This window comes from Streptomyces sp. NPDC005566, assembly GCF_040605575.1.
Taxonomy (GTDB): domain Bacteria; phylum Actinomycetota; class Actinomycetes; order Streptomycetales; family Streptomycetaceae; genus Streptomyces.
This window is the reverse complement of the sequence record NZ_JBEXDB010000002.1, coordinates 31,173-57,344: the sequence shown is the minus strand read 5'-3', so window position 1 is coordinate 57,344 and position 26,172 is coordinate 31,173. Positions and strand designations below refer to the sequence as shown.

General features: G+C 69.1%; 22 protein-coding genes. 14 read left to right on the top strand and 8 right to left on the bottom strand.

The window, feature by feature from the left end; all coding sequences use genetic code 11:
• Positions 1–30: 30 nt before the first annotated feature.
• Positions 31–1,089 carry a LacI family DNA-binding transcriptional regulator gene (locus ABZS61_RS03115; RefSeq protein WP_356415281.1) on the bottom strand — a complete coding sequence of 353 codons (1,059 nt, stop codon included), beginning with the start codon at positions 1,087–1,089 and terminating at the stop codon, positions 31–33.
• Positions 1,090–1,398: 309 nt separating this feature from the next.
• On the opposite strand from ABZS61_RS03115, the gene araD reads away from it, so the two are divergent.
• Positions 1,399–2,136, top strand: a complete 738-nt coding sequence (gene araD, locus ABZS61_RS03110) for an L-ribulose-5-phosphate 4-epimerase AraD (protein WP_356415278.1) — start codon at positions 1,399–1,401, stop codon at positions 2,134–2,136.
• 166 nt (positions 2,137–2,302) lie between these two features.
• Here the strand turns inward: araD and ABZS61_RS03105 are convergent, their stop codons facing one another.
• Positions 2,303–3,274 (bottom strand): ABC transporter substrate-binding protein, encoded by a 972-nt coding sequence (locus tag ABZS61_RS03105; protein ID WP_356415276.1) that lies wholly within the window; start codon positions 3,272–3,274, stop codon positions 2,303–2,305.
• An 848-nt stretch (positions 3,275–4,122) separates the two neighbouring features.
• Between ABZS61_RS03105 and ABZS61_RS03100 the strand changes: the two genes are divergently transcribed.
• The 7 genes from ABZS61_RS03100 to ABZS61_RS03070 all read left to right on the top strand — a co-directional run bounded on the left by ABZS61_RS03100 (position 4,123) and on the right by ABZS61_RS03070 (position 12,734).
• Positions 4,123–5,526 (top strand): family 43 glycosylhydrolase, encoded by a 1,404-nt coding sequence (locus ABZS61_RS03100; protein WP_356416377.1) that lies wholly within the window; start codon positions 4,123–4,125, stop codon positions 5,524–5,526.
• A gap of 240 nt (positions 5,527–5,766) precedes the next feature.
• Entirely contained in the window at positions 5,767–7,161 is a 1,395-nt protein-coding gene (locus tag ABZS61_RS03095; RefSeq protein ID WP_356415273.1) for a family 43 glycosylhydrolase, read from the top strand.
• A gap of 666 nt (positions 7,162–7,827) precedes the next feature.
• Positions 7,828–7,917 (top strand): K(+)-transporting ATPase subunit F, encoded by a 90-nt coding sequence (kdpF, locus tag ABZS61_RS03090; protein WP_148021375.1) that lies wholly within the window; start codon positions 7,828–7,830, stop codon positions 7,915–7,917.
• A gap of 3 nt (positions 7,918–7,920) precedes the next feature.
• Entirely contained in the window at positions 7,921–9,585 is a 1,665-nt protein-coding gene (gene kdpA / locus ABZS61_RS03085) for a potassium-transporting ATPase subunit KdpA (protein WP_356415269.1), read from the top strand.
• Positions 9,582–11,681, top strand: a complete 2,100-nt coding sequence (gene kdpB / locus ABZS61_RS03080; RefSeq protein WP_356415266.1) for a potassium-transporting ATPase subunit KdpB — start codon at positions 9,582–9,584, stop codon at positions 11,679–11,681. Before kdpA ends, kdpB begins: the two co-directional genes overlap by 4 nt.
• 6 nt (positions 11,682–11,687) lie before the next feature.
• Positions 11,688–12,368, top strand: a complete 681-nt coding sequence (locus ABZS61_RS03075) for a potassium-transporting ATPase subunit C (RefSeq protein WP_356415263.1) — start codon at positions 11,688–11,690, stop codon at positions 12,366–12,368.
• 216 nt (positions 12,369–12,584) lie between these two features.
• Complete coding sequence (locus ABZS61_RS03070; protein WP_356415260.1) at positions 12,585–12,734, top strand: SCO1431 family membrane protein; 150 nt, start codon at positions 12,585–12,587, stop codon at positions 12,732–12,734.
• A gap of 100 nt (positions 12,735–12,834) precedes the next feature.
• Here the strand turns inward: ABZS61_RS03070 and ABZS61_RS03065 are convergent, their stop codons facing one another.
• Positions 12,835–14,100, bottom strand: coding sequence for a glycoside hydrolase family 18 protein (locus ABZS61_RS03065; protein ID WP_356415258.1), 1,266 nt, complete (start codon positions 14,098–14,100; stop codon positions 12,835–12,837).
• A gap of 349 nt (positions 14,101–14,449) precedes the next feature.
• On the opposite strand from ABZS61_RS03065, the gene ABZS61_RS03060 reads away from it, so the two are divergent.
• The gene (locus tag ABZS61_RS03060; protein WP_356415255.1) at positions 14,450–15,622 is read left to right on the top strand and encodes an acyl-CoA dehydrogenase family protein; all 1,173 of its coding nucleotides are present in this window, start codon (positions 14,450–14,452) and stop codon (positions 15,620–15,622) included.
• A gap of 448 nt (positions 15,623–16,070) precedes the next feature.
• On the opposite strand, the gene ABZS61_RS03055 is transcribed toward ABZS61_RS03060, so the two are convergent.
• On the bottom strand, positions 16,071–16,469 hold the full coding sequence (locus ABZS61_RS03055; protein ID WP_356415252.1) for a hypothetical protein: 399 nt from the start codon (positions 16,467–16,469) through the stop codon (positions 16,071–16,073).
• A 203-nt stretch (positions 16,470–16,672) separates the two neighbouring features.
• Here ABZS61_RS03055 and ABZS61_RS03050 point away from each other — a divergent pair, with 203 nt between their 5' ends.
• The 4 genes from ABZS61_RS03050 (at position 16,673) to fxsA (ending at position 20,885) form a co-directional block, all read left to right on the top strand.
• Positions 16,673–17,113: an Lrp/AsnC family transcriptional regulator gene (locus ABZS61_RS03050; protein WP_356415249.1), complete on the top strand. Its 441-nt coding sequence runs from the start codon at positions 16,673–16,675 to the stop codon at positions 17,111–17,113.
• Between the two features lie 139 nt (positions 17,114–17,252).
• Positions 17,253–18,893, top strand: a complete 1,641-nt coding sequence (locus ABZS61_RS03045; RefSeq protein WP_356415246.1) for an amidohydrolase — start codon at positions 17,253–17,255, stop codon at positions 18,891–18,893.
• 539 nt (positions 18,894–19,432) lie between these two features.
• Entirely contained in the window at positions 19,433–20,200 is a 768-nt protein-coding gene (locus tag ABZS61_RS03040; protein WP_356415243.1) for a polyprenol monophosphomannose synthase, read from the top strand.
• 85 nt (positions 20,201–20,285) lie between these two features.
• Positions 20,286–20,885, top strand: a complete 600-nt coding sequence (gene fxsA, locus ABZS61_RS03035; RefSeq protein WP_356415240.1) for an FxsA family membrane protein — start codon at positions 20,286–20,288, stop codon at positions 20,883–20,885.
• Between the two features lie 186 nt (positions 20,886–21,071).
• On the opposite strand, the gene ABZS61_RS03030 is transcribed toward fxsA, so the two are convergent.
• The 4 genes from ABZS61_RS03030 to ABZS61_RS03015 all read right to left on the bottom strand — a co-directional run bounded on the left by ABZS61_RS03030 (position 21,072) and on the right by ABZS61_RS03015 (position 24,560).
• On the bottom strand, positions 21,072–21,446 hold the full coding sequence (locus ABZS61_RS03030) for an RNA polymerase-binding protein RbpA (protein ID WP_329213065.1): 375 nt from the start codon (positions 21,444–21,446) through the stop codon (positions 21,072–21,074).
• Between the two features lie 264 nt (positions 21,447–21,710).
• Positions 21,711–23,075 (bottom strand): MFS transporter, encoded by a 1,365-nt coding sequence (locus tag ABZS61_RS03025; protein WP_356415236.1) that lies wholly within the window; start codon positions 23,073–23,075, stop codon positions 21,711–21,713.
• Between the two features lie 46 nt (positions 23,076–23,121).
• Positions 23,122–23,895: a glycerophosphodiester phosphodiesterase family protein gene (locus ABZS61_RS03020; protein WP_356415233.1), complete on the bottom strand. Its 774-nt coding sequence runs from the start codon at positions 23,893–23,895 to the stop codon at positions 23,122–23,124.
• Positions 23,892–24,560 carry a hypothetical protein gene (locus tag ABZS61_RS03015; RefSeq protein ID WP_356415230.1) on the bottom strand — a complete coding sequence of 223 codons (669 nt, stop codon included), beginning with the start codon at positions 24,558–24,560 and terminating at the stop codon, positions 23,892–23,894. The genes ABZS61_RS03020 and ABZS61_RS03015 overlap by 4 nt, the downstream gene beginning before the upstream one ends.
• 102 nt (positions 24,561–24,662) lie before the next feature.
• Between ABZS61_RS03015 and ABZS61_RS03010 the strand changes: the two genes are divergently transcribed.
• Positions 24,663–26,162 (top strand): PLP-dependent aminotransferase family protein, encoded by a 1,500-nt coding sequence (locus ABZS61_RS03010; protein WP_356415227.1) that lies wholly within the window; start codon positions 24,663–24,665, stop codon positions 26,160–26,162.
• Positions 26,163–26,172: the final 10 nt, after the last annotated feature.

Here is a 26,172-nt window from a genome sequence, read left to right as displayed (position 1 = left end):
TCGGAACAGGGAGGTTCGAGTCAATGGGTGTCATTCCGCGCGTGGAGTGTTCCGGCGCGCGGTGCTCGCCCGCACGATGAGCTCCGGCGCGACGGTGAGGTGGGTCGACTCGGTGGTCCGGCCCTCGATGTGGTCCAGGAGCAGCGCGATGCTGCTTCGGCCCAGTGAGGTGAAGTCCTGACGGATCGTCGTGAGCGGGGGCGGGAAGAACTCCGCCTCGGGAATGTCGTCGAAGCCGGCGACCGCGACGTCCGTGGGCGTCTGCACGCCGGCTTCCCGAAAGGCGCGCAGTACCCCGAGCGCCATCTGGTCGTTCGCGACGAACACGGCGGTCAGACCGTCCCCACGTCCGGGTGAGGCCAGGACGTGGCCCGCGAGCTGCTGGCCGGCCCTGTACCCCGACATGGGGCTCCAGTCGCCTCGAAGTGGCGGCGGGACCGTGGCGCCGGCGTCGCGCAGGGCGCTCTCCCACCCCGCGGTCCGCGCTTCGCTCTCCAGCCAGTCCTGAGGCCCCGCGACGTGCCACACCGTGGAGTGCCCGGTGGCGAGGAGATGCTCCGTGATCATCCGGGCGCCCAGATTCTGGTCCAGCGACACCCCGGGCAGATCGAGGGTGTGGCCGCCTTCCACGGTGACGACAGGGCATGGGGTGTCGAGCGCGGCCAAGGCCTTCACGGCGTCACGCTGGGGGGTGATGGCGATGACACCCTCCACCCCCCACGTCGTGAGGTGCTGCATGGCCTCCGTGAGCGCGGCCTGATTGGCCATGCGCAGGGTGACGGCCGAAGCGAGGTAGCCACGCTCCCGAGCCGCCTCCTGGACACCCGACAGGGTGCTTGCGGGCCCGTGCAGGGTGGTGTTCACCGCGATGACACCGAGCGTGTGGGTGCGGCGGGTGGCGAGGGCGCGAGCCGCCGAGTTGCGGCGATAACCCAGCTGCTCGATCACCTGTGTCACCGCGGCGCGCGTCTTGGCGCTCACGTTCGGGTGACCACTGAGGACGCGCGAGACCGTCTGATGGGACACGTCCGCCGCGCGAGCGACGTCCGCCATCGTGGGGGCTCTCGCCACATCTGGGAGCTGGGTCAATCCTCTTCCTTCCTCGAGCGAACAGCATGTCCAAGGTACCGCCCGGGGCCACGCCGGGGCGTGGTCGATGACCCGCCCCTCTTGTGCGCGCACACATTCTGCCCCCTGCCTGGTGCAGGGCGACAGGGAAGTTGGTGCACCCGGGGTCTTGAGTGTGGTGATGTTAGCGCTCACAATCTGATTGGCATAGAGCCGCTGCCCTCGCGGCCGACACGCACCCATGCCCGACACACTCGACGTGGCCGCAGGCTCCGACGGCTCCGCTTCCGGAGAACTGCTGCCGATCCCAGAAGGCCCGGTGAGAACGTAGTGAGCGAGACCCCCATCAAGAAGCTCCGCCGCGAGGTGCTGGCGGCCAACCTGCGGATCCCGGAGGCGGGACTCGCCACGCTCACCTGGGGGAACGTGAGTGGAGTGGACCGTGACGCAGGTGTGTTCGTCATCAAGCCGTCCGGCGTCTCCTACGCCGATCTCACCGAGGAAGATCTCGTGGTCGTCGCTCTGGAGGACGGCGGTGTCGTGGAAGGGAGCCTCAAGCCGTCCACCGACACAGAGACCCACCGCTGCCTCTACCTGGCCTTTCCCTCGGTGGGGGGAGTCACCCACACTCATTCGACCCACGCGGTCGCCTTCGCCCAGGCCCGGCGTCCCGTACCCGTGCTGGGTACGACACATGCGGACACGTTCAACGGGGCCATCCCCGTGACAGCGGATCTCACCGCTGAACAGTGCAGTAAGGACTACGAGTACAACACCGGCCAGGTGATCGTCGCGCTGCTGGAAGGCGACCCCCGGCGTGCTGAAGACGTCCCCGGGGCGCTCGTTTCGCGTCACGGCCCTTTCACGTGGGGGGCCACCGCCACGGCTTCGCTCGAGAACGCCATCATCTGCGAAGCCGTAGCCGAAATGGCCCTGCACACGCTGGCGCTCCAGCCGGCACTCGAGGCCGCGTCGGCCCCGCCGCAGCATCTCCTGGACAGGCACTTCACGCGGAAGCACGGACCGGACGCCTACTACGGCAACGCCGCTCATACGCGCGCCCGTTGAACGCGGAGCAGGCGGCAGGAGGTGTGTGTGGCGGCTCGGGGAGGTTCCGTAGGCAGCGCGACCCGTGCTGCCTCGGTCAGCTTCGTCCGCCGATACGTTGAGGGCGACGGGGCGACGGGGCGGAGTGACCGATCGCCGACTGTGCGACGCGGCTGTCGGCCGCCCATCAGTACTGGCGGCTCGGCAGAGCCTCCTCGGCCTCCTCCTGGGTGTAGACGTCCTCAACCGTCTCGACGCGACGGGGAACCTTCCTTCCGGCTGCCACCTGCCTGACCAGCCGCATCAGTTGGTCACCGAGCAGCGGATTGCACTCCACGATGACATTGATCTTCTTGGCCTTCATGGCCACGAAGGCATCCTTTGTGCCGTCGACCGAGATGATCTTGATGTCGGTCCCCGGTTCCATGCCTGCTTCCTCAATGGCTTCAATCGCGCCCAGAGCCATGTCGTCGTTGTGCGCGTACAGGACATCAGGGCTCTTGTGCGCATTCAGAATGGCCTGCATGACCTCCTTGCCCTTGGCGCGGGTGAAGTCGCCCGACCGTGAAGCAACGATCCTGAACTTGGCGTCCAGCTTGATGGCCTCGGCGAAACCCGCCTTGCGGTCGTTCGCCGGAGCGGACCCCGTGGTGCCCTGGAGCTCGACGATGTCTACCGTGCCACTGCGGTCCGCGTACTCCTTGATCAGCCAGACTCCCGCCTCCTCACCCTCCTCGACAAAATCCGAGCCGAGGAAGGACGTGTAGAGAGGGGAATTCTCGGGGTCGACCGCACGGTCCGTGAGGATGACCGGAATCTTGGCGGCCTTCGCCTCGTTCAATACCGCACCCCAGCCTGACTCCACGACAGGGGAAAAGGCGATGACGTCGACCTTCTGCCGGATGAAACCGCGGATCGCCTCGATCTGGTTCTCTTGTTTCTGCTGTGCATCGGAGAACTCGAGGGTGATTCCGGCCTTCTTCGCCGCCTCCTGAACGGACTTGCTGTTCGCGGTGCGCCAGCCGCTTTCCGAGCCGACCTGAGCGAATCCCAGAACCAGTTCGCCGTCCGGGTCCTCGCCGGACGACGGCTCGGTGGAGCAGGCCGTGAGTATCGAGCCGGCCAGAACGACGGCGGCGAGAAGGGCTCTGCGCTTCATGGTCGTTGGGTCCTCTCGCAACTGCGTGTGGGCCCCGGAGCACGGTGAAGGCAGTGCTCCGGGGGTGGATGGGTCCCGGCGGGCGCCCCGTGGGAGGGCTCCGTGGCCGAGGGGAGGCGTGACGGGAGTGGCCAGAGGCTGATCATTGTTAGCGTTCACACATCGAGACTTCAAGGCCTCGGTGACGGGTTATCCATTCTTGACCCGCCGGGCCTTGCGGGGCTCATCACACTTCCAGTGGGCCGGCATCCAGGGCTGGAGGTGTAAGGCATCGAAGAGCGGTGGGATGCCTGACTCTGCGATCGGAATCCGAATCCCACCGGTCGATTGATCCATAGATGCGGTGATATGAGGCGTCGAAGACGCGATGGGTGGCCCTGAGGTCATCCGCCTCGCGTGTCGGCGTGAGGCCGGAGCTCCATCCGGCCGGCTGGGCCAATCGGCCGCCGAGGCGGAGTCGAACTTTGACACAACCCTTGACGCCCTGGCTGTTAGCGTTAACAATCTCGCCACGCGATGGACCTCCTGAGTCGCACCGCAGGCGCTGCTGCTTGTCAGAGCCCACGGCACGGCAGGCGCGATGCCAGATGTCACCGAGTGATTTCCGCGGCCCCGGTCGGTGGCCGTGGAGCTTCGGGCCACGCATGCGCAGTCGGTACGCGAGGGCGAAGGGATGTCGGGGTGCGGTGACACGCGAAGGCCTGGAAGTCCATTCAGCCCAGCCCAGCCCAGCCCAGCCCAACCCAATGCACGGTTACCAGTGACGGCCGTCGGCCTCACTGTCGCCACATGAGGAGGACAGAGTGGGGTTCCGTAAAATCTTCAGCGCTCTCGCGGTCGGGGTTGCCATGGTGGCAACCCTGCTGCTGCCCTCTCCCGCCCAAGCCGCCGCACCGGACTCGCCGGCCGTCCCGTATTCCAACCCCTTGGTGAATCAGCGGGCGGATCCGCACATCTTCAAGCACACCGACGGGTTCTACTACTTCACCGCGACCGTCCCCGAGTACGACCGCATCGTCCTGCGCCGGGCCACGACCATCCAGGCACTCTCCACAGCGCCCGAAACGGTGATCTGGACGAAGCACGCGACCGGAGAGATGGGCGCACACATCTGGGCGCCGGAAATCCACTTCATCGACGGCAAGTGGTACGTCTACTTCGCTGCAGGACGCGCCGACGACGTGTGGAAGATCAGGATGCATGTCCTCGAGAGTTCGGCCGCGAACCCGCTGACCGGTGGATGGATCGAAAAGGGCCAGATCAAGACGCCGATGGACAGCTTCGCGCTGGATGCGACCACCTTCGTGGTGAACGGCTCCCGGTACCTCAGCTGGGCGCAGCAGGACCCGGGGATCAACAGCAACTCCAACCTCTACATCGCCAGGATGGTCAACCCGTGGACCATCGGCGGCACTCCGGTACGGCTGAGCGCGCCCACGTACAGCTGGGAGACCGTCGGCTATCGGGTCAACGAGGGTCCGGCTCTGATCCAGCACGGTGGCAAGGTCTTCATGACGTACTCCGCGTCCGCGACCGACAGCAACTACTGCCTCGGCATGCTCACCGCCTCGGCCACCGGAAATCTGCTCGATCCCGCCGCATGGTCGAAGAGTGCCACTCCCGTCTTCGCCACCAACGCGGCCACCGGCCAGTACGGCCCGGGTCACAACTCCTTCACGACCTCGGAGGACAACAGGAGCGACGTCCTCGTCTACCACGACCGCAATTACAAAGACATCGCCGGCGATCCGCTCAACGACCCCAACCGCAGGACGCGAGTCCAGAAGGTCTACTGGAAGGCCGACGGCACACCCGATTTCGGCATCCCGGTCGCCGATGGTGCCACCCCCAAGCGTCTGTCGTCCTTCAACTTCCCGGACCGCTTCATCCGGCACTGGGAATTCCGGGGAAAGCTCGAGTCGAACGTCAGCAATCTCGCTGACTCGCAGTTCCGCACCGTGAGTGGGCTCACCGGCAGCGCAACGGTCTCGCTGGAGTCCGCCAACTTCCCGGGCTACTACCTGCGCGCGAGGAACGGGGAGGTCTGGGTGGAGAAGAACGACGGCACCGCAGCCTTCGCCGACGCGGCGACGTTCTACCAGCGGCCCGGTCTGGCGGATGCGGCCAGTGGCGTCTCCTACGAGGCATACCGGCTTCCGGGCCAGTACGTCCGGCACTTCAACTTCCTGTTGTACGTCCAGAACGTCGGTACGACGACCGCCGACCAGGACGCCACGTTCTACCAGCAGTGATGCCGCTTCCGTCAGAGGGTTTGCCGAGCGGTCACCGGCATCACCGGGCAGACGTCCCGCCACGAACACACAGGGAGGCGCACGTCCCCGTCCTGTGGCGAGCGGCCTCAAGGCTGCGCAGCGCAGTCCATCGCCCGCCCCCTTCATATTTCCCGAGGAGCAGATGTGCTGTTCGTTCATGAAAGAAGAGCCGTAGGGCGAGGAATTCTCCTCGCTCTCGCGTTCATCACTGCGATTGGCATGAGCCTGCCCGGCGCGGGCCGTGCTCAGGCGGCACCCGGCCCATCCTTCACCAACCCTGTGGTCGATGTTCCGAACAGCGCGGACCCGACGCTGGTCCACCACGGCGGCTTCTACTACTACGTCGCGACGACATGGTCCTCCGACATCGTCATGCGTCGGTCGACGACCGTCGCAGGTCTCCGCAACGCGCCGGAACAGGTGGTCTTCCGCACGGCCGGAACGGCGATGTGGGCACCCCACCTGGAGATGATCGGCGACCGCTGGTACCTGTACTACTCGGTCGAGCAGTCCGGTGGCCCTCGGCGGACGCACGCACTGGAGAGCGCCGGAACCGACCCGCTCGGGCCGTACACGGACCGAGGCATCATCAATCTCATGCCGGACAACGGATGGGCGATCGACGCGAGCGTGCTCAGGCTCAACGGCGCCCTCTACATGACCTACTCCGCGTTCTCCCCCCAGGACGGTCTGCAGTCGCTCTACATCGCACCCCTGTCGAACCCGTGGACGGCCGGCGCCCACGGCACGCGGATATCCGCTCCGACTCTCGCGTGGGAACGGCAGGACGGAGCCGTCAACGAGGGGTCGTTCGCCCTGCAACGCGATGGCCGCACATTCCTGACGTACTCGGCCAGCCACTGCAACGGCCCCAACTACAAGCTGGGCATGCTGGAGTACAGCGGTGGCGACCCCCTCGCCGCCGCGTCCTGGGCCAAGGCGCCCCAGCCGATCTTCCAGCGCAACGACGCGGCAGGAGTGTTCGGGCCCGGGCACCATTCGTTCTTCACGTCGCCCGACGGCAGCGAGACCTGGATCGCCTACCACGCGAACTCCTCGGCGAACCAGGGCTGCGGCACCACCCGCACGACGCGGGTACAGAAGATCTCATGGAACGCTGACGGCACTCCGAACCTGGGTACCCCCGTCTCGACGTCGACAGTTCTCCAGGGCCCGTCGGGCGAGGCCGGCGCCGCTCCCGCACCGGTGGTCCTCCGTAACCGGCACAGCGGTCTGTGCCTGGACGACTACAACTGGGCGACCACGCCAGGAGCGGAGGTGCGGCAGTGGACGTGCAACGGCGCCGCGGTTCAGGACTGGTCCCTGACGCCTTCGGAGGACGGGTACTACCGGATCCGTAACGGGCACAGCGGGCTCTGCCTGGACAACAAGGACTTCGCGACCGCGCCCGGATCGCTCGTCCAGCAGTGGACGTGCAGTGGCGCGACAGTGCAGCAGTGGCGGCTGGTTCCGACAGGGGAGGGGTATTCCACGCTCGTCAACCGGCACAGCGGGCTGTGCCTCGACAACTACAACTGGGGTACCGCGCCGGGCGCCGAGGTCCGTCAATGGACCTGCAACAACAACCGTGCGCAGCAGTGGAGCATCACCTGATGCCCCTGCCGGATCGCAGGGCGCCTCGGCCGTGAGCGGAAGGACGGAAACGCGCCGTGCCCGGGACGAGGGCCACCCCGTCGACCGGTGAGCCGGGCGGCGGTCTCCTGGACTGCGGGTCGGCCGGTTCCGTACAGGTCGGCGTTGCACCGAAGCGGGCCCGGAGTCGGTTCGAACGACTCGGGGCCCGCTTTCCGGCGCAGCTGTCCGGGAGCCCGGGTGCCCGTGTCCCCGGAGTGCAACTGCGCATGATGTGTCGCGGTCCCACGCGCCGGACACGGCATTCTTGACGCGATTCATATAGGCACCCGCTATTTCTTCACGCGCCCGATACGCGGCCGATGCGCGCCCGATACGCGGCCGATGCGTCACCGTACGAGATGCGCCAAGAGGTCCGGGACCACGCTCGGGCCGCCGTGTGCGGTGCCCGGCGGCGGGTGACGGGCGGCCGCGTCAGATCGGCGTCAAAGGATTCCCCGCAGCCGTATGGACCCCGTCAAGGCGGTTCATTTCCGGACCGAAGTCGAGGTTTGCTCTCCTTGGCCGAACGGTCGATTCATTTCATCTCTTCATTCAGGAGCTCACGATGGCCGATACGGCCTTCGTCGTCACCACGGTCGCGGTGTTCGCGCTGGTGGCCCTCATCGCCCGAGGGGTGGCAAAGCTGTGACAGCCGAGAACGTTACCGGCCTCGTCGTGGCCGTCGCCCTGCTGGGATACCTCGTGCTCGCCCTCCTGTACCCGGAGAGGTTCTGAGTGATGAGTTCCCAGACCGCTGGTGTGCTCCAGCTGCTCGCACTGATCGCCGCGCTTGTGCTGGCCTGCCGTCCCTTGGGCGATTACATGGCCGGCGTCTACTCCTCCGAAAAGCACTACAAGCCGGAGAAGTGGATATACAAGGCCATCGGTGCCGACCCGACCACCGAAATGCGCTGGCCCGCCTATCTGCGCGGTGTTCTCGCGTTCTCGGCGGTGAGTGTTCTCTTCCTTTACCTGATGCAGCGGGTGCAGGGAATACTTCCGGGTTCGCTCGGATTCTCGTCGATCGACCCGGATCAGGCCTTCAACACGGCCGCTTCCTTCGTGGCGAACACCAACTGGCAGTCGTACTACGGCGAGCAGGCCATGGGCCACGTCGTGCAGACCGGCGGCCTCGCGGTGCAGAACTTCCTCTCGGCCGCTGTCGGCATGGCGGTGGCCGTGGCCCTGGTCAGAGGTTTCGCCCGGTCCCGCACCGGTGAGCTCGGCAACTTCTGGGCCGACCTGGTGCGCGGCACCGTACGCATCCTGCTGCCGGTCTCGGTGATCGGCGCCCTCGTACTGGTCGCCTGCGGGGCCGTCCAGAACTTCTCCGGCATCCACGAGGTCGGCCAGTTCACGGGCGGAACACAGGAGTGGAACGGCGGAGCTGTCGCGTCCCAGGAGGCCATCAAGGAGCTGGGCACCAACGGCGGCGGTTACTTCAACGCCAACTCGGCCCACCCCTTCGAGAACCCCGACGGCCTGTCGAACCTCTTCGAGATCTTCCTCATCCTCCTGATTCCGTTCGCGCTGACCCGCACCTTCGGCCGGATGGTCGGATCGCTCAGGCAGGGGTACGCGATCCTCGGCGCGATGGCCACCATCTGGATCGGGTTCACGGCTTTGATGATGTGGACCGAATTCGCCCACCACGGACCGGCGTTCGAGATCGCGGGTGGTGCGATGGAGGGCAAGGAGACCCGTTTCGGGGTGGCCGGTTCGTCACTCTTCGCCGTGGCCACGACGCTGACGTCGACCGGCGCGGTGAACTCCTTCCACTCCTCGTACACCGGCCTCGGCGGCGGCATCACGATGGTCGGCATGCAGATCGGTGAGATCGCACCCGGCGGGGTCGGCTCCGGTCTCTACGGCATGCTGGTCATGGCGATCATCGCGGTGTTCATCGCCGGACTGATGGTCGGCCGGACGCCGGAGTACCTCGGCAAGAAGATCGGCACCCGCGAGATCAAACTCGCGGCCTGCTACATCCTGATCACGCCCGCGCTCGTGCTCGGATTCACCGGCGTGGCGATGGCCCTGCCGACCCCGGGCAACTCGATGACCAACACCGGGGCGCACGGCTTCTCCGAGATCCTCTACGCCTACACCTCCGGCGCCAACAACAACGGTTCCGCCTTCGCGGGCCTGAACGCCGACACCCAGTGGTTCAACAGCACCATCGGCATCGCGATGCTGCTCGGCCGCTTCCTGCCGATCGTCCTCGTCCTGGCACTCGCGGGCTCCCTGGCCGGGCAGAAACCCGTACCCGGGACAGCGGGCACGCTGCGCACCGACAAACCCCTCTACGCAGGGCTGTTGGTCGGCGCGATCCTCATCATCACCGGTCTGACCTACTTCCCCGCCCTCGCACTGGGTCCGCTCGCCGAAGGGCTCGCCTCATGAGCACCGTCACCCCTGCCCGCGCTCCGCACGGAACCACGCCGCCGGGTCACCGCCCGGCTGCCGGCCGCGTCGGCAGCGCCCTCTTCACCCCCGAGCTGCTGCTGAAGGCCCTTCCGGCCGCCGTCCGCAAACTCGACCCGCGCGTCATGATCAAGTCGCCCGTCATGTTCGTCGTCCTGACCGGCTCGGTCTTCACCACCGTGCTGGCGGCGCTGGACCCGGCCGACGTGTTCGGCTGGGCCGTCGCCGGCTGGCTCTGGCTGACGACGGTCTTCGCCAACCTGGCGGAGGCCGTGGCCGAGGGCCGGGGCAAGGCCCAGGCCGACACGCTCCGCAAGGCGAAGACCGACACCGTCGCCCGCCGTGTCACCGGCGGGAGTGAGGAGCGGGTCGCCGGGACGGAGCTGCGCATCGGGGACCTGGTGGTCTGCGAGGCAGGCGACGTCATCCCCGGTGACGGTGACGTCGTGGAAGGCGTCGCATCGGTCGACGAGTCCGCGATCACGGGCGAGTCGGCCCCCGTCATCCGGGAGTCCGGCGGAGACCGCAGCGCGGTGACCGGTGGGACGAAGGTGCTCTCCGACCGCGTCGTCATCAAGATCACGACGAAGCCGGGGGAGACCTTCATCGACCGGATGATCAGCCTCGTGGAGGGTGCGGCCCGCCGGAAGACACCCAACGAAATAGCTCTGAACATTCTCCTGGCGTCCCTCACCGTCGCCTTCCTCCTCGCCGTCGTGACCCTCCAGCCCTTCGCCGTGTACGCCGGTGCCGAGCAGTCGATGATCGTGCTCGTCGCTCTGCTGGTCTGCCTGATCCCCACCACCATCGGTGCGTTGCTCTCCGCCATCGGCATCGCGGGTATGGACCGGCTGGTCCAGCGCAATGTGCTCGCCATGTCGGGGCGCGCGGTCGAGGCGGCGGGCGATGTGTCGACGCTGCTGCTCGACAAGACCGGCACGATCACCCTGGGCAACCGGCAGGCGGCCGAGTTCGTGCCGGTCGGGGGCGTGACGGAGGAAGAGCTCGCGGACGCCGCCCAGCTGTCCTCGCTCGCCGACGAGACCTCCGAGGGCCGCTCGATCGTCGTCCTGGCGAAGGAGGCGTACGGGCTGCGCGAACGCCACCGGGGCGAGCTGACGGGCGCCGAATGGGTCGCCTTCACCGCCCGGACCCGGATGTCGGGCGTGGACATGCCCGGCAGGAGGACCCGCAAGGGCGCGACCGGTTCGGTCGTCGCCTGGGTGAAGGAGCGGGGCGGGACCGTCTCCGAGGACGCGCAGGCGCTCACGGACCGGATTTCCCAGGCCGGTGGCACACCGCTGCTGGTGGCTGTGGAGGACCGGGAAGGCGTGCGGGTCCTCGGGGTCGTCCACCTCAAGGACGTGGTGAAGGACGGCATGCGGGAGCGGTTCGACGAGCTGCGCCGGATGGGCATCAGGACGGTCATGATCACGGGTGACAACCCGCTGACCGCCAAGGCCATCGCCGAGGAGGCGGGAGTCGACGACTTCCTTGCCGAGGCGACGCCCGAGGACAAGATGGCGCTCATCAGGCGGGAACAGGCGGGCGGGAAGCTCGTCGCGATGACCGGCGACGGCACGAACGACGCGCCCGCGCTCGCCCAGGCGGATGTGGGCGTGGCGATGAACACCGGTACCTCGGCCGCCAAGGAGGCCGGGAACATGGTGGACCTGGACTCCGATCCCACCAAGCTGATCGAGATCGTCGGGATCGGCAAGCAGCTCCTGATCACGCGCGGCGCACTGACGACGTTCTCCATCGCCAACGACGTCGCGAAGTACTTCGCGATCATCCCGGCCATGTTCGCCGTCGTGTACCCGGGACTCGACACGCTCAACGTCATGGGTCTGGCCTCGCCGGAGTCCGCGATCCTGTCCGCCGTCATCTTCAACGCCCTGATCATCATCGCGCTGGTGCCGCTCGCGCTGAAGGGCGTCCGGTACCGGCCCATGAGCGCCGACAGGATGCTGCGGCGCAACCTCGGCGTCTACGGGCTCGGCGGGCTTGTCGCCCCGTTCGTCGGCATCAAGATCATCGACCTGCTCATCTCCCTCATCCCCGGAATCGGCTGATTCGCCATGACCAACACCTCCGTAGGCAACACCGTGCGCCTGTTCGGGGCCGGACTGCGTGCCCTGCTCGTCCTCACCCTGGTGTGCGGGGTGATCTACCCGCTCGCCGTCACCGGCGTCGCCCAGGCCCTGTTCCACGACCGGGCGAACGGCTCCGAGATCAAGGACGGCAGCGGCAGCGTCGTCGGCTCCTCCCTCATCGGCCAGACGTACAACCTGCCGAAGCAGGACCCCGACGATGCCGAGGAGGCCCCACGGCCGGACCTGAAGTGGTTCCAGCCGCGCCCCTCCAACGGCCTGGGCAGCAACAGCGTCAACACGCAGTACTCCCTGATCCTCTCGGGCGCCACCAACCGCTCCGGCGACAACAAGGAGCTGATCGCCTGGGTCACCGAGGCGAAGAAGGCCGTGGTCGCGGCCAACTCCACCGCCTCCTACGAGGTGAGGCCCGCGGATGTGCCTGCCGACGCCGTCACCTCGTCCGGCTCCGGCCTGGACCCGGACATCTCACCCGCGTACGCGAAGCTCCAGGTCCACCGCGTCGCCGAGGTGAACAAGCTCGACGTGAGGAACGTCGAGGAACTCGTCGCCGCACACACCACGGGCCGGCTCCTCGGCTTCGTGGGCGAGCCCCGGGTGAACGTCCTCGAGCTCAACACCGCGCTCAGGGGCCTGCTCCGGCACTGAGGTGCCGTGTGGTGTCCCGCACAGCCGACACGCTCCCCCCGCGCCCGCCCCCGCCCCGGATCCCTTACGGCAGAGGGGATCCGGGGCGGGTGGCGCAGCACGCAGGGCCTGCGGACCGCGGCGGGAGTGATCCGGGTCTCTACCCGTGAGCCGGCCCCTCCGGCACTGTGGTCGGTCACGGGGGACGACCACTGCCGAACGACCGAGCGAGATGCCATGACCGCGAGCGCAGCCGAGAACACGACCCACGCCCGCCGTGCCCGCACCGGCGGCCCCGAGGACGGGCCGAAGGTGCTGGAGCACATCCTGGGCTGGACGCTCGTGGTCGTGCTGGCCATGTTCGTCACCCAGGCCGGACTCATGTGACAAGGGACGATCCCGGCGTGGGGGCGCGTAAGAGAGGGGCGAGGCGCCCGCCCGGCACCTCGCCCCTCGCCCGCCCTGTCGTGCGTGTACCCCGTCGCGGCTAGTTGATCGCCTTGATCAGCTCGCCGTTCGTGGTGTCACCGCTGAGCTCCCAGAAGAAGGTGCCTCCCAGGCCCTGCTGGTTCTTGTAGTCCATCTTCGTGGCGATGGTGGCCGGGGTGTCGTAGCTCCACCAGTCGGTGCCGCAGTGGGCGTACGCGGTGCCGGCGACCGTGCCCGTGGCCGGGCAGCTGTTCTTCAGGACCTTGTAGTCCTCCATGCCCGCCTCGTACGTCCCCGGGGCAGCTCCGGTGGCCGTGCCGCCGGGCTCCGACTGCGTGACGCCCGTCCAGCCGCGGCCGTAGAAGCCGATGCCCAGCAGCAGCTTCTCCGACGGGATGCCCAGGCCCTTGAGCTTGGAGATGGCCGCGTCGCTGTTGAAGCCCTCCGTCGGGATGCCCGGGTAGGAGGTCAGCGGGGAGTGCGGGGCGGTCGGCCCCTTGGCCGCGAACGCACCGAAGAAGTCGTACGTCATCGGGTTGTACCAGTCGAGGTACTTCGCCGCACCGGCGTAGTCCGCGGCGTCGATCTTTCCGCCGTCCGAGCCGTCGGCCGTGATCGCCGAGGTGATCAGGTTGCCGGTGCCGAACTTGGTGCGCAGCGCCGACAGAAGGCCGCCGTAGGCGTCACGCCCGCTGGTGTCGCAGCTCAGGCCGCAGGCGTTCGGGTACTCCCAGTCGATGTCGATGCCGTCGAAGACATCGGCCCACCGGGGGTCCTCCACCAGGTTGTAGCAGGACTCGGCGAAGGCGGCCGGATTCTGCGCGGCCTCACCGAAGCCGCCGGACCAGGTCCAGCCGCCGAAGGACCAGATGATCTTCAGGTCCGGGTGCAGCTTCTTCAGCTTGCGCAACTGGTTGAAATTGCCGCGCAGTTCCTGGTCCCAGGTGTCCGCGACACCGTCGACGGACTGGTCGGCGGTGTACGCCTTCTCGTAGTCGGCGTAGCTGTCGCCGATGGTGCACTTGCCGCCCTGGACGTTGCCGAAGGCGTAGTTGATGTGCGTGAGCTTGTCGGCCGAGCCGGACGTCTCGATGTTCTTGACGTGGTAATTGCGCTCGTAGACGCCCCAGTTGGTGAAGTATCCGACCACCTTGTCGCCGCCGGCGGCGGGGGCCGCCTCGGCGGCTGTCGGTGCGGCGGCGGTGGGGGCCGCACCCGCGGACGACGTCCCGGCGACGCCGAGAAGGGCGGCTCCGAGCGCGGCGGTGCAGACGGTCGCTGCGAGCGCCCGGAAACGGGCGCGTGGACGGTGAAGTCCGGTCATTGTGGCTCCTCGTGGGGGAGGGCTTCTGTGTGTGGGGGTGCCGACCGGATCCATGCTTTGGCATGGACGCGATAAGCAATGGGGGGAACCGTAGATGGACTAGACCAGTTGGGTCAATGGTTCGGACCAATTTCCCTGATCAAGGTCACCGGGTACCCGGTGACGCAAGCGCTCCGATCGGGCATACTCAACGCGCCACAGCCGCCGGCCAGCGCCTCTCGTGATCCGAGCAGGCAGGATCGGCTGGGGAGTCATAGATTTCCGGGCATCGCCCGGGACCACCCGGCGGCGCCGCTCACACCCCGCGCGCGCGACCGCCGCAACGCCCGACAGGGAGGAGAGCGCCGTCATGTCCGACAGTGCCCCGCAGCCGGTGGAACGCCGCCTGCCCACCGAGGAGTCCCGGCAGCTCATCGAGCTCGTCCGCGACATCGTGTCCAAGGAGATCACTCCCAGGGCGGCGGAGGAGGAGGAGGCGGGCCACTTCCCGCGCGCGGTCTTCACCCTGCTCTCCGAGTCCGGACTGCTCGGACTGCCGTACGACTCCGCACACGGCGGCGGTGACCAGCCGTACGAGGTGTACCTCCAGGTGCTGGAAGAGCTGGCCGCGGCCAGGCTCACCGTCGGGCTCGGCGTCAGCGTCCACTCCCTGGCCTGCCACGCGCTCGCCGGATACGGCACCAAGGAGCAGCAGGCCACCCACCTCCCGGCGATGCTCTCGGGCGGTCTGCTGGGCGCCTACTGCCTCTCCGAGCCCGCCTCGGGCTCCGACGCCGCCTCGCTGCGCACGAAGGCGGTACGGGACGGCGACGACTGGGTGCTCACCGGCACCAAGGCCTGGATCACGCACGGCGGCATCGCCGACTTCTACACGGTGCTGGCAAGGACCGGGGTGGACGGCGCCCGCGGGATCACCGCGTTCCTCGTCCCGGGGGACGCGGAGGGGCTCAACGCGGCCGTACCCGAGAAGAAGATGGGCATGAAGGGCTCGCCGACTGCCCAGCTGCACTTCGACGGTGTACGGATCTCCGGTGACCGCCGTATCGGCGACGAGGGGCAGGGCTTCGCCATCGCCCTGTCCGCGCTCGACTCGGGACGGCTCGGGATCGCCGCCTGCGCCATCGGGGTCGCCCAGGCGGCCCTGGACGAGGCCGTCGGATACGCGACGGGACGACGTCAGTTCGGCCGTCCCATCGCGGACTTCCAGGGCCTGCGCTTCATGCTCGCCGACATGGCCACCCAGATCGAGGCCGGACGGGCCCTCTATCTGGAGGCGGCGCGCCTCCGCGACGCGGGCCTGCCGTTCTCCCGGCAGGCGGCGATGGCGAAGCTGTTCTGCACCGACGCGGCCATGAGGGTGACCACCGACGCGGTCCAGGTGCTCGGTGGCTACGGCTACACCCTCGACTTCCCCGTCGAGCGCCTGATGCGTGAGGCCAAGGTGCTGCAGATCGTCGAGGGCACCAATCAGATCCAGCGCATGGTCATCGCCCGCCATCTCGCGGGTCCCGAGACGCGCTGATCCGGACGGGCCGGTCCGACCACACCGGCGTCGTCATGATCCGGTTCCACTCCTGGTCCTGGCGGCCCGGCAGGGTCCGGCCCGTACTCTCCCAATGGCGCAGCATCGCCCGGTAGATGGGCGGGTCGGTCGTGTGCGGCTGTGCCGCCTCCCGGGGCGCCGGACCGGGCTGAGGAACCGATTCTTCGGGCGTCGGAGCGGTCAGGCGGCGGCGAACCGGTCCGGCTGTCGAGTGCAGCATGCTCATGCAGGGACAACGCCCGTGCAGGGTGCCGGGTCACTGTCCGGGCGATTCGTGCGCCCGTTCCTCGGGTGCACGGGCCGCGCAGGGTGCATGGGCGCCCCTGATGGTGGCCGGGCCGTACAGGGGCCGGAACCGGCCGGTGGAACTGCTGCACCACGACGGCCCGCCGTCGTGGTGCAGCACGGGTGTACGACGCAGGGAACGTCAGGCGGCGTGACGCCGCATCTGCGGTACCTGCAGGGGGCGCGAGCCGGGACCGCCGGCATGCGAGAAGGGCTGCATCCGCCAGTCGAGCCCCTGGGGGAGTGTCAGCAGCAGCGCTGTCTCCTGCTCCTGGGCATCGAGGGACTCATCGGCCGGACGCGCGTCCGCGGCGGCGCGGCTCGTGCCCGCGCACACGGTGAGGACGAAGGGGTTCCACGGGGAGGGGCACAGCGCGTGCTCGGGCAGGACGTCCTCGTCCGCCAGCAGGGCGATCGGCTGGGAGCAGTCCGGGCAGATCACCCGGTACATCTCGAATGTGTCGTACGCGTCGGGAGCGGTGTCCTCGTCGGAATCAACGGGATCCGGTTCGATACGTCCGGTGAGCTTCAGGCTCTGCATGGGTTGTTCCCCCCTCGGGTGGGCCGGCAAGGCGCCACGGCCTCGACCAAAGCAAGCACTTCCCGTCGGGGGTGGGCGGTAACCGCGAGGCCGTCGGCTACCCACCCGTAAACCTGTGGCATTCGTCACATGCCCCCCGAACGTGCAGTTCCACAGGCTCCACGACTGTGCTTGGAGGGACCTGGGGCCATAGGTTGATCCGCATGGAGGAGCTGGACCGTCAGATCGTGCAGTTGCTCGTCAAGGACGGGCGGATGAGCTACACCGACCTGGGCAAGGCCACGGGCCTGTCCACCTCGGCCGTTCATCAGCGTGTCCGCAGGCTGGAGCAGCGCGGGGTGATCCGGGGCTATGCCGCGGTCGTCGATCCCGAAGCCGTCGGCCTGCCCCTCACCGCGTTCATCTCGGTGAAGCCGTTCGATCCGAGCGCGCCCGACGACATCGCCGAACGTCTCGCCGGTGTCCCGGAGCTCGAGGCCTGCCACAGCGTCGCGGGCGACGAGAACTACATCCTCAAGGTGCGGGTCGCCACCCCCCTGGAGCTGGAGCACCTGCTGACCCGGATCCGCTCGCTGGCCGGTGTCTCCACCCGTACGACCGTCGCACTCTCCACGCCGTACGAAGCCCGCCCTCCGCGTATCTGAGGCGCGCGTGCCCCGGCCCCCCGCCCGGGACGGTGCGGTGCCCGCCGGTGCGGGGATTCCGTCCTCCGCCCAGGGGGTGCTGCCCTCCGTCGAGGGGGGTGCGGACAGAAGCGGTCCGGGCAGGCGCGAGACTGGTCCCATGACCGAGAGCACCGCCCTTCAGAGCGACCACCGCACCGTGCTGCTGCGCGGTGGAGACGTCCACAGTCCCGCCGACCCGTTCGCGACCGCGATGGTCGTCGAACGCGGGCATGTCGCCTGGGTGGGGTCCGAGGGGGCCGCCGACGCCTTCGCGAGCGGCGTCGACGAGGTGATCGACCTGGAAGGGGCCCTGGTCACCCCGGCGTTCACCGACTCGCACGTCCACACCACGTCGACCGGACTCGCCCTCACGGGGCTGGACCTCTCGGGCGCGCGCACGCTCACCGAGGCCCTCGGTCTCGTGCGTGCGTACGTGAACAGCCACCCGGGGGAGCGGGTTGTCCTCGGCCATGGCTGGGACGCGACGCGCTGGCCCGAACAGCGGCCCCCTTCGCGCGCGGAACTCGACGCGGCGGCCGACGGCCGGCCGGTCTACCTGCCCCGCGTCGATGTGCACTCCGCAGTGGTCACCACGGCGCTCCTGGACCTCGTCCCGGGTGTCACCGCGCTCACCGGCTACCACCCCGACGCTCCTCTGGCCGGCGCCGCCCACCACGCGGTGCGCGCCGCGGCCCACGGCGCCGTCACGCCGCAGCAGCGGGCCGATGCCCAGCGTGCCGCGCTCGCGCAGGCAGCCTCGCTCGGCATCGGGACGGTGCACGAGTGCGCCGGCCCCGACATCTCGGACGAGGAGGACTTCACCGGTCTGCTGAAGATCGCCGCCGAACAGTCGGGCCCCCGGGTCTTCGGATACTGGGCCGAGCGGATCGAGGACGCGAAGGGCGCCGCCCGGATCCGCGACCTCGGAGCCGCCGGCGCGGCAGGGGACCTCTTCGTCGACGGGTCCCTGGGCTCGCACACCGCGTTCCTCCACGAGCCGTACGCCGACGCGCCGCACACCGGCACCGCCCATCTGGACGCGGCGCAGATCGCCGCACACGTCACGGCCTGCACCGAGGCGGGACTGCAGGCGGGGTTCCACGCCATCGGTGACGCCGCGGTCTCCGCGGTCGTGGCGGGCGTACGGGCCGCGTCCGAGACTCTCGGACTCGCCCGGATCCGCGCCGCCAGGCACCGGGTGGAACACGCCGAGATGCTCACCCCCGAGACCATCGCCGCCTTCGCCGAGCTGGGGCTCACCGCATCCGTCCAGCCCGCTTTCGACGCCGCCTGGGGCGGTCCGGACGGCATGTACGCCGGGCGGCTGGGTGCCGAGCGGGCCGGCACGCTCAACCCGTACGCGGCCCTCCTGCGTGCCGGTGTGCCCCTCGCCTTCGGCTCGGACAGCCCGGTCACCCCGCTGGACCCGTGGGGGACCGTGCGCGCCGCGGCCTTCCACCGGACGCCGGAGCACCGCATCTCCGTACGAGCGGGCTTCACGGCACACACCCGCGGCGGCTGGCGGGCGGTCGGCCGCGACGACGCGGGGGTCCTCGTCCCCGGCGCGCCCGCCGACTACGCCGTCTGGCGTACTGGTGAGCTGGTGGTACAGGCCCCCGACGACAGGGTCTCCCGTTGGTCGACCGACCCCCGTTCCGGCACCCCTGGCCTGCCGGATCTCACTCCCGGGGGTGAGCTGCCCGTATGCCTGCGCACCGTGGTCTTCGGACAAACTGTCTACGTACGGCCGAACGAGTGACGTCGGTACATTTCGTACCGCCGATCGAAGTTGCGCGCACTCTGCCGCGACCTGCGGACCCTCGTCACTGACCAGGCGTTTTAGGTAAAAGTCGCAGGTCAAACGACTGTTGACAGAGAGCGCCCACGGGCCGGTAGGTTCGGCCGGGTCCACCACTGGACGTCCGCCCGGTCAAACCTCCACGCAGTCGTCGAACGCCGCTGGGTCATGGGGCGGTGTGCCGCACCGGCGCACCACCACTGACAGCCAGGTTCAGCGCCCGCGCCTCGGGGGCGAGGGAAGGTTTCGGCCGGACGGCGGGTGCGACCCGGGTGGGGCCCGGAGGTTCAGTAGACAACGGCATTCGGTCGACCCGCAGCCAGCGGGTCCCAGGTCGGCCCGAAGGACGCCGGGCCCCGATCCGCAGTTCTGTCCGCAGTTCCATCCTTCTGTCCGGCTACCGCGGGCGCGCCTCACGCGTCACCTCGTGACCGCGTCGGAGTCCGGCCGCGGCGCGCTGGATATGGTGTGCACCTGCGTACGGACTTTAAGGGGCAGTAGTGAACGACGGCGGTCAGAGGCAGTTCGGCCCGCTCGGCAGAGTCTTGGTGATCATTCCGACCTACAACGAGGCCGAGAACATCAAGCTGATCGTCGCCAGGGTGCGCGCCGCCGTTCCGGAAGCGGACATCCTGGTCGCCGACGACAACAGCCCCGACGGAACCGGCAAGGTCGCCGACGAGCTCGCGGCGGGCGACGACCACGTGCACGTCCTGCACCGCAAGGGCAAGGAAGGGCTCGGGGCCGCCTATCTGGCGGGCTTCGGCTGGGGCTCGGAGAACGGCTACGGCGTTCTGGTCGAGATGGACGCGGACGGCTCCCATCAGCCCGAGGAACTTCCCCGCCTCCTGACCGCGCTGAAGGGCGCCGATCTCGTCCTCGGCTCGCGCTGGGTACCCGGCGGCCGGGTGGTCAACTGGCCCAGGCACCGCGAGATGATCTCCCGCGGGGGGAGCCTCTACTCCCGGATGCTCCTCGGTCTCTCGGTCCGTGACGTCACCGGCGGCTACCGCGCCTTCCGCACCCCGACCCTGGACGGCCTCGGCCTCGAAGAGGTCGCCTCGCAGGGCTACTGCTTCCAGGTCGACCTGGCCCGCCGGGCGGTCGAGGCGGGCTACCACGTGGTCGAGGTGCCGATCACGTTCATGGAGCGGGAGATCGGCGACTCCAAGATGAGCCGCGACATCCTGGTCGAGGCGCTGTGGCGGGTCACCGGATGGGGAATCACCACCCGGGCGAGCAAGGTCCTCGGCCGCAAGCCCTCCTGACCTCCCGGCCGGCGGTCGGCGGCCGGCGTGGCACCATGATCACCCCCTTATCCCGCTTGCACGCCCGTACAGGCACACTGGGTGCATGACGACCGGCACACCGCCTCCGAACCGTCCACGGCGCTCACGCGCCCGTACCTTCCTGCCCCTGGGTCTCGCGGCCTGGCTGGTGCTGGAGATCTGGCTGCTGACCGTGGTGGCCGAAGCGGCGAGCGGTTTCACCGTGCTGCTGATCCTGGTCGCCGGCGCCGTCCTCGGGGCCGTGGTGATCAAGCGGGCGGGGCGGCGGGCCATGCGCAACCTCACCGAGACCTTCCAGCAGATGCCCGGGCAGCCGGGCGCGACGGCGGCCCCGGCGGCTGCCCCGTCGGGCAGCAAGGGCAACGGCTTCCTGATGCTGGCCGGCCTGCTCCTGATGCTCCCCGGCCTGATCTCGGACGCGGCGGGCCTGCTGCTCCTGCTGCCTCCGGTCCGCTCGATGGCGGGCCGCTACGTGGAGCGCTCCCTGGAGCGCCGGATGCGGGCGGCCGGGCCGGGCAGCCTGTCGGACGCCTTCCAACAGGCCCGTATGCACCGGCCGGACGGAAAGGTCGTCCAGGGCGAAGTCATCCGTGAGGACGGCACGCAGACGCACTCCCGCCCCGACGAGGGCCCCGGAGCGCACCGGCCGCCGCTGTCCCCCTGAAACGCGGTGGGCCGTACGGCTCCTGAAGCCGTACGGCCCACAGAACTGCGGCAGGGCCCACAAGGTCCTGGGAGCACGGGCAGCGCGCACACGCCCCTACGGGTGCGGGCACGCAAAGAGCCGCGGGCCGTGACACATGTTCTGTGTCGCGGCCCGCGGCTCCTGAATCTGTGCGGTGATGTGCGGTCAGGCAGACTTCCTGCTGTCCCGCGGGTGCACGGCAATGTTCATGGCGCCGGAGCGCAGAACCGCCAGCCTCTCGGCCAGCACTTCCTCAAGCTCCTCGCGGGTGCGCCGCTCCATGAGCATGTCCCAGTGCGTACGCGCAGGCTTGCCCTTCTTCTCCTCGGGGCCATCCCCGTCCACCAGGAGTGCCGTGGCGCCGCACGCCTTGCACTCCCACTCCGGCGGAATGTCCGCCTCTACCGAGAACGGCATCTCAAATCGATGTCCGTTCGGGCATGCGTACTCCACCGCCTGGCGCGGGGCCAGATCGATGCCGCGGTCCGTCTCGTAGCTGGTAACCACAAGTCGCGTGCCGCGGAGAGCTCGCTCACTCATGAATCGTGCCTCCCGGGCTTGTCGCCCACAGGACAAATGTCGCTGTCGTCGTCATCCGGTCAACGTCCGGTCGGCGGTAAAGATTCCCGTTTCCGGTCATGCGTCGCCCGTCGTGCCGCTGCTGTATCTGGGTTGAGTACCCATCGGTGCCCGGTTTGTCACCTCTGGTGGAAGTTGTCACCCAACGGTTTGGCTTCTACCGCTCGCAGTAACGGTCCTCCGGGCAGGCCAAAGGCGTACACTACCGGCCTTTCGCTTCAACGTCTAAATCCGGTCCGGCACGGGATTGCCCGCGGCGGCCACAGCCGCCCGCACAGGCACCCGCGCGAGCAGCACGGAACCGAGCGCGAAGAAGATCACCAGGGACAGGATCGCGTCCCGGTAGCTGCCGGTCAGCTGATAGCCGAGACCGAAGACCAGGGGGCCCAGCCAGCTGAGTCCCCGGTCGCTCATCTCGTACGCCGAGAAGTATTCCGCCTCCTTCCCGCGTGGCACGAGGTGCGAGAACAGCGAGCGCGAGAGCGCTTGACTGCCGCCCAGGACGAGGCCGATCGCGGCCGCCAGCGAATAGAAGAACACCGGCGCGTCGGCAGGCAGCAGATAGGCGCAGGCGAGGATCAGCGTCCAGACGACCAGTGAGGCGAGAATCGTGCGCTTCGCGCCGTACACCCGGGCGAGCCGGCCCATCCCGAGCGCCCCGGCCACCGCGAGCACCTGCACGAGGAGTACCGCGGTGATCAGGGTCGTCTGATCGAGGCCCAGCTCCTCGGAGCCGTACACCGAGGCCTGGGAGATCACCGTCTGGATCCCGTCGTTGTAGACGAGGTAGGCGAGCAGGAAGGACAGCGTCAGCGGATGGCGGCGCATGTCGCGCAGCGTCGCCATCAGCTGCCGCCAGCCGGATCCGACCGCACCCTCGCCGCCGGGAGCCACCCGTCGGTCACGCAGCCTTCGCAGGGGAACGAGGGTGAAGGCGCCCCACCACACACCGGCCGAGGCGAGACAGATCCGGACCGCGTCGGACTCCGACAGGCCGAAGGAATCATGGCCCGTGTAGAGGACGAGGTTCAGGACGAGGACGAGGGCACCCGAGGTGTACCCGAAGGCCCAGCCGCGCGAGGAGACCGCGTCGCGTTCCTCCGGAGCCGCGATCTGCGGCAGATAGGCGTTGTAGAGCACCATCGACACCGAGATCGACGCGTTCGCCACGATGAGCAGGAACGCACCCAGCAGATAGCGTTCGCCGTCCAGGAAGAACATGCAGGCGGTCGCCGTGGCACCCACGTATGCCGCGGCCGCGAGCAGCGGCTTCTTGCGCCCCGTACGGTCCGCGGCGGCGCCCGCCATCGGCATCACCAGCACCGCCACCACGACCGACACCGAGACGGCATACGCGAAGAGCGAGCCGGCCCGCACGGGTATGCCCAGCGGATGCACGAAGCCGTCCGCATCGGCGGCGGCCTTGGCTATCGACGTCAGGTACGGGCCGAGGAAGACCGTGAGGACGCTGGTGGAGTAGACGGAACAGGCGAAGTCGTAGAAATACCAGCCGCGTTGTTCCCTGAGGCGGTCCGCGGCCCCGGGAGGCCGTTCCGCCGGACCGGTCGATTCTGCGGTTCCGGTGCTCACGCCGCGCCCCCTCGCTGATGCAGTGCGGACGCGGCCGTGCCCGGCGTCAGGCCCAGGCCCCCCGCTCGCTCAGCACCGTGCGCAGCGTCTCGATGTGATCGGTCATGATGCCATCCACGCCGAGGTCCAGGAGCGCCGCCATCCGTTCCGGTTCGTTGACCGTCCAGACATGCACCTGCAGTCCGCGCGCGTGGGCCGTACGGACGAAGCTCCGGTCCACCACCCGGATGCCGTTCTGGCTCTCCGGGACCTGCGCGCACACGGCCCCGGCGCGGAGCGCTGCCGGAATGCCGTACGAACGCAGCCGCAGTCCCAGCACGCCGCGCACACCGTAGGAGGTGGCCAGGCGCGGACCCGCGAGACGGTGCGCCCTGGCCACCCTCGACTCCGAGAACGACCCCACGCACACCCGGTCCCAGGCGTCGGTCCTGCGGATCAGCTCGATGAGCGGCACGAGGGCCGGCTCCGCCTTGATGTCCACGTTCCAGCGGGCATCGGGGAACTCCTCCAGCAGCTCCTCGAAGAGCGGCAGCGGCTCACTTCCGGCCACCCTCGCCCGGCTCACCTCGCTCCAGGGGAGCTCGGCTATCCGGCCCCGTACGTCCGTGACGCGGTCCAGGGTGGAGTCGTGGAAGGCCACCAGACGGCCGTCCGCGGTGGTGTGGACATCCGTCTCGAAGTAGCGGTAGCCCGCTGCGGCCGCCCGGCGGAAGGCCGATGCCGTGTTCTCCATCCCGTCCGCCGCCCCGCCGCGGTGGGCGAACGGAATCGGCGCAGGGTGGTCCAGATAGGGGTGGCGTCCCGAAGTCGCTGTTGTCACTGCGGCAGTATCGCCTCCTGCGGTGTCCGGCCGGCAACATCCCCGGTGCCCTCGTCCGGCGCCGTGAGGTCGAAGACGCGCAGGAAGAACTGGGCCAGCGGGCCGATGGCCAGGGCGTACAGCACGGTGCCTGCGCCGAGCGAGCCCCCGAGGAGGAATCCGGTCACCACGACGGCCACCTCGATCGCGGTACGCACCAGCCTGATGGAGCGCCCGGTGAGCCGGTTCAGGCCGGTCATCAGCCCGTCGCGCGGCCCGGGGCCGAATCGCGCCGAGATGTACAGCCCGGTGGCGGCGCCGTTGAGGACGATGCCCGCGGCCATCAGCGGGATCTGCGCCCCGAGCCCGTGCGCATCCGGCAGGAGGGCGAGGGTGGAGTCCATCGCGATGCCCACGGCGAAGACGTTGGAGACGGTGCCGAGCCCGGGGCGCTGTCTGATCGGGATCCACAGGAGCAGCACGACCGCGCCGACGATGATCGAGACGACACCGATGGAGATGCCCGTCCGCTCGGCGAGGCCCTGATGCAGCACGCCCCACGGTTCGAGCCCGAGCCCGGCGCGGACCAGGAGCGCCGAACTCGCCCCGTACAGGGCCAGGCCCGCATAGAGGTGGATCAGCCGTCGGGTGAGACGGGTCCCGCTCCGGGCGGTGGGTTCGGACAAGTGGTGCCCCCTGTGTGGTGGTGTTGGACTGCTTCATGTCACTCTGTGGCGGGGGATTGGCTGCCAACTACGGCCAATCCGAGGAAGGTGGACTGATTTTTCATGGCTCAGTGGACTTCGACGGTGGGCGCCGCGCAGCTCGCCCGGCAGCTCCGGGCACAGCAGCCCCGGCCCGCCGGGCAGGGCACCCGCAAGCCGCCCGCCTACCGTGCCCTGGCCGACGGTGTGCGCCTGCTCGTCCTCGAAGGCAGAGTCCCGGTCGCCGCCCGGTTGCCCGCCGAGCGGGAGCTGGCCCTCGCCCTCTCGCTCAGCCGGACCACCGTAGCCGCGGCGTACGAGGCACTGCGTGCCGAGGGGTTCCTGGAGTCCCGCCGCGGGGCCGGCAGCTGGACCGCGGTCCCGGCGGGCAACCCGCTGCCCGCCCGCGGCCTCGAACCACTGCCCCCGGAGTCACTCGGCTCGATGATCGATCTGGGCTGCGCCTCACTGCCGGCCCCGGAGCCCTGGCTGACCCGGGCCGTCCAGGGCGCCCTGGAGGAGCTTCCGCCCTACGCGCACACCCACGGCGACTACCCGGCCGGCCTGCCCGCGCTGCGGCAGATGATCGCCGACCGCTACACCGGATCCGGCATCCCCACCATGCCGGAACAGATCATGGTCACCACCGGGGCGATGGGTGCCATCGACGCGATCTGCCACCTCTTCGCCGGGCGCGGCGAGCGCATCGCGGTGGAGTCCCCGAGTTACGCCAACATCCTGCAGCTGATGCGGGAAGCCGGGGCCCGGCTGGTACCCGTGGCCATGGAGGAGGGGCTCGGCGGCTGGGACATGAACCGCTGGCGTCAGGTCCTGCGGGACTCCGCGCCCCGGCTGGCCTATGTCGTCGCGGACTTCCACAACCCCACCGGGGCGCTGGCCGACGAGCAGCAACGGCGCGCTCTGGTCGATGCGGCCCGCTCCGCGGGCACGGTGCTCGTGGTCGACGAGACCATGAACGAGCTTTTCCTGGACGCCGATGTGGAGATGCCCCGCCGGGTCTGCGCCTTCGACCCGGCGGGCAGCACCGTCCTCACCGTCGGATCGGCGAGCAAGGCCTTCTGGGCCGGAATGCGGATCGGCTGGGTCCGGGCGGCCCCGGACGTCATCCGCAGCCTGGTGGCGGCCCGTGCGTACGCGGACATGGGTACTCCGGTGCTGGAACAGCTCGCCATCAACTGGCTGATGCGCACAGGCGGCTGGGAGCAGGCGGTGGAGGTCCGGCGTGACCAGGCGCGGGTGAACAGGGACGACCTGGTGCGCGCACTGCGCCGGGAACTCCCGGAGTGGCAGTTCGAGGTACCTCGAGGCGGGCTCACCCTCTGGGTGCGCACGGGCGGGCTCTCCGGATCACGGCTGGCCGTGGCCGGTGAGCGCGTCGGCGTGCGGGTGCCTTCGGGGCCCCGGTTCGGGGTCGACGGGGCGTTCGAGGGCTATGTGCGGCTGCCGTTCACGGTGGGCGGCCCGGTGGCGGACGAGGCGGCGCTGAGACTCGCCGCCGCTGCGGAACTCGTCAGGTCCGGCGCGAGCGCGGGAGCCGAGGCGCCGCGGACGTTCGTGGCCTGAGGCCGTCGGC